General features: G+C 72.8%; 4 protein-coding genes. 2 read left to right on the forward strand and 2 right to left on the reverse strand.

Annotated elements, in window-relative coordinates:
• The coding region (locus tag H0488_RS22325) for a sulfotransferase family protein (protein WP_183101404.1) at positions 1-1243 on the reverse strand (1243 nt) is incomplete at its 3' end.
• Between the two features lie 57 nt (positions 1244-1300).
• Between H0488_RS22325 and H0488_RS22330 the strand changes: the two genes are divergently transcribed.
• A complete protein-coding gene (locus tag H0488_RS22330) occupies positions 1301-1903 on the forward strand; it encodes a TetR/AcrR family transcriptional regulator (RefSeq protein WP_183101405.1) in 603 nt (200 codons plus the stop codon).
• Positions 1900-3003 carry a DUF1214 domain-containing protein gene (locus tag H0488_RS22335; protein WP_183101406.1) on the forward strand — a complete coding sequence of 368 codons (1104 nt, stop codon included), beginning with the start codon at positions 1900-1902 and terminating at the stop codon, positions 3001-3003. The genes H0488_RS22330 and H0488_RS22335 overlap by 4 nt, the downstream gene beginning before the upstream one ends.
• Positions 3004-3019: 16 nt before the next feature.
• Here H0488_RS22335 and H0488_RS22340 read toward each other — a convergent pair.
• The coding region (locus tag H0488_RS22340; RefSeq protein ID WP_183101407.1) for an MFS transporter at positions 3020-3880 on the reverse strand (861 nt) is incomplete at its 5' end.

Consider the following 3880-nt stretch of genomic DNA (forward strand, 5'->3'; position numbering starts at 1 on the left):
GGGAGTACGGCGCGACCCGCGCGCGCAGCTCGTCGGGATCGAGACCGACGGCCTCGGGGCGATAGTCGACGCGACCGAGGTGCCCGCGGGCATGCGTGGCGAGGTAGTCGGCGGCGCCGGCCCGGGCGGCCGGCGCGAAGTCCTCCCCCGCCAGTGCCAGCACTCGCTCGAGCGCGCCCTCCTGGTCGGCCATGAGCTCGTCGAACGGCAGGTCGATCGAGGTGTCCGGACCGAGCCGGTCGCGGTCGCGCAGCAGCGCGTCGAGCATCACCTCGAGCCGGTCGGCCCAGCGCCGGCCGGTGTCGTGGGGGTCGAGCGGCGCGGCCCGGAACATCCGCTCGGTGTAGGCGACCATCGTCGCCAGCGACGTGACGACGTGAGCCGGGTCGCGGTGGGTGATCACGACGGTCGCGCCCGGGAAGACCTGTGCGACCACCGGCAGCTGCTCGAGGTGCTGCGGCGACTTCAGCAGCCACCGGCGCCCGCCGCGTCCGCGATCGAGGTGCTGGAGCGCCTGGAGCTGCAGGCGCAGGTAGGAGTAGTGCGGCGCCTGGTCGTGGGCCCGGTAGTGGTCGACCCAGCGCGGCACGTCGGTCAGCGTCTCGAAGAACATCGTCGAGAAGTCGCAGGCCAGCAGTGCGATCTCCTCGTGCACGTGCTCGGGGCCGTCCATCTCGTGCATGAGGATCATGTGCGGAAGGGCGGCGTGCATCGCGTGCATCGCCTGGGCGGTGCGCCCGATCCGCGGATCCGGCTCGACGCCGCGCTCACCCGGCAGCGGGAACGGCTCCAGGCTCTCCCAGTAGGGCAGGGTGCGGAACAGGCCGGTGGCGGCGAGCAGCTGCTGGAGGTGCGTCGTGCCGGTGCGCGGCAGGCCGGCGATCATCACCGGCGGGACCAGCTCGGTCTCGAGGACCTCGGGCTCGCGCCGGATCAGGTCGGCCAGCAGCAGACGGTTCTTCAGCAGCTGGACGAACTGGGCGTAGAGGTTGACCTGGCCGGCCGGCGACAGCCCCGGCACCGAGCGGTAGCACTCGAGCAGCAGGTCCATCCGCTCTCGATAGTCCTGTGGCCCGAAGTCGTCGAGGCCGAGCTCGGCAGAGGCCTGCGCGTGCAGGGTCGCGCTGTCGAGCGGGCAGAGCTCCGCGACCTGCTCCATCAGCCCGATCAGCTCCTGCCCCTCCGGGCTGAACCGCGGGTCGACCAGGTCGTCGAGGACGACGGTCGCGCTCTCCTGCTGCATGGCTACTCCTCACGTCGCGATTACGATACGGTCAGACTCGATATAGGGGAAGGGCCGATGACCACCAGATCCAGCGAGGCAGCCGACACGCAGCGTGGCGCCGGTCGGCCGCGGGACCCGCGCATCGAGCAGGCGGCGCTGGCGGCGGCCCGCGCGCTGCTCGTCGAGGTGGGCTACCAACGCCTCACCGTCGCCGCGGTCGCCGGCCGCGCCGGTACGACGAAGGCGGCCCTCTACCGGCGGTGGCCCTCGCTCCCCCACCTCGTCTACGAGGCCGCGTTCCCCGACGAGCTGGTCGTCGACCTGCAGCTCGGCGAGGACCTGAGCACCGACCTGGCCGGCATCGTCAGGGGCACCCGGGACGCGTTCACCACGCCGGTGGCCGCCGCCGCGCTGCCCGGCCTGCTCGCCGAGTTCTCCAGCCACCCGGCCCTGCACACCGCTCTGCTCAGCCGCTTCGCCGGGGTCTTCGGGGCGGTCGACGACCGGTTCCGGAGCGCCGCCGACGCGGGCGAGGTGCGCGCCGACGTCCGGGCCGAGGACCTGATGCGGCTCATGATCGGCGCCGTCCTGCTCGGCGTGATGCTCGAGCCGGACGAGCTCGACGACGCCTGGGCCGACCGGCTCACGGCGATCCTCCTGGAGGGAGTCCGACCGTGACCAACGAGGCGACCGAAGCCTTCCGACACCTGCTCGACACCCTGCGGGACCTCGACCGAACCTTCCTCGAGGGCGACCGCGCGGTGACCGACGACCCCCACGTCGCCGACGGCTACCGCCAGATCCTCACCACCCTCGGCGTCGCGCTCGACACCTACCTCTTCGCCGAGCCCAGCCGGCCCCAGTTCGTCGACGTCAACACGCCGTTCCGGCGCGACCGCCGGTGGGGCGGCGACAACACCGACGCCTACTACGCGCTCTGCCCGATCGACCCGACCCGGCGCTACCGGATCAGCGGCAACCGGGGCGACAGCGTCTACTTCTCGGTGACGGCCTACAACGAGCCGGCGCCCGGCACCTGGTCGGACCGGGTGGTGGCGCTGGTGCGGGACGACGACATCGAGATCGGCCCGGACGGCAGCTTCACCTTCGACCTCGGACCGCTCCCCGAGGCCGCCGTGCTCCTGACGCGTGACTACCAGGCGGACCCGCTCACCGGCCGGCGGATCACCTGGGAGATCGAGGTGTACGACGAGCCCGAGCCGATCCGGCACGGCTCCGACGAGACTGCAGCGGCGCTGCGCGCGAGCGCAGCCTGGCTGCGGACGATGTTCGCGATCGTGCCGCTCACCGTCGGGGTCCGCAGCGACGACGAGCACACCGTCGGCCACGAGATCACGCAGCGCGCGAACGAGTTCGGAGAGCCCTACCAGGTGCTCGACGCGAACTTCGGCTGGTCCGCACGCGACGCGGCGTACTCCTTCGGCAGCTTCGTGCTCGAGGAGGACGAGGCGCTGGTCATCACCTACCGCCCGCCCACCTGCCGGTTCTGGAACTTCGTGATCTGGAACCAGTTCATGGCGACCCACTGCGTCGCCGACGCCCGGAGCTCGGTCAACGGCACCCAGGCGGTGGCCAACGGCGACGGCACGGTCACCCTGGTCGTCGCCCGGCGCCAGCTCGGGCACCCCAACGCGCTGTCCACGGTCGACTACCCGCGCGGCAACCTGGCCTTCCGCTGGTTCCTCCCGGACCAGGTGCCGGCCAGGCCCGAGGTCCGCCTGGTGAAGATCGCGGAGGCGCCGACCGCGGTGACCTGACCGGCTCCTTCCCAGCTCAGTGGTCGTGGTCGGCCGGGTGGAGCTGGGGCCCGCTCACCCCGCAGTGCACGCACGCCTCGATGTGGAGCCGGTGCTCCTCCCCCGCGGCCGGCAGTCCCTCGGCGGCGAGCGGCCGCCGGACGAACGTGACGGCAAGCGCGGCGCCGGCCAGCAGCAGCCCGGCGCTGATGAGCATCGCCCGCTCGAAGCCGGCGCCGAACGCCGCGGGATCGGTGTAGTCGGCGCCGGCGATGCCGGCCGCGAGGGGGATCACGGCGACCGCGATCAGACCGGCCGTGCGGGCGACGGCGTTGTTGACGCCGGACGCGACGCCGGCGTGCCGGTCGGCGGCGCTGTCGAGGACGGTCGCGGTCAGCGGCGCGACCATCAGGGCGAGGCCGGCGCCGAAGAGCAGCACCGCCGGCAGCACGTCGATCAGGTACGACGCACCGGCGCCCACCCGACTCATCAGCAGCACCCCGCCCGCCGACAGCAGCGGCCCGACCGTCATCGGGAGTCGCGGCCCGATCCGCTGAGCCAGCGCGCCGGCGCGGGACGAGAACAGCAGCATCAGGACCGTGACCGGCAGCATCGCCGAGCCGGCCGCCAGCGGCGACCACCCGGCGGCCACCTGCAGCTGCAGCACCAGCAGCACGAAGATCACGCCGAGCGCGGCGTACACGAGGAAGGTGACGGCGTTGGCGGCGCTGAACTGCGCGTTGCGGAACAACCCCAACGGCACGAGCGGATGGCTCGAGCGCGCCTCGACCACCACGAACGCCACCAGGCACGCCAGCCCGGCGCCGCCTGCGGCGAGGACGGTCCCGGCGAACCCGACGTCGCCGGCCCGGGTGAGCGCATAGGTCACCCCGCCGAG

It is taken from the genome of Nocardioides pelophilus, from assembly GCF_014180685.1.
Classification (GTDB): domain Bacteria; phylum Actinomycetota; class Actinomycetes; order Propionibacteriales; family Nocardioidaceae; genus Nocardioides; species Nocardioides pelophilus.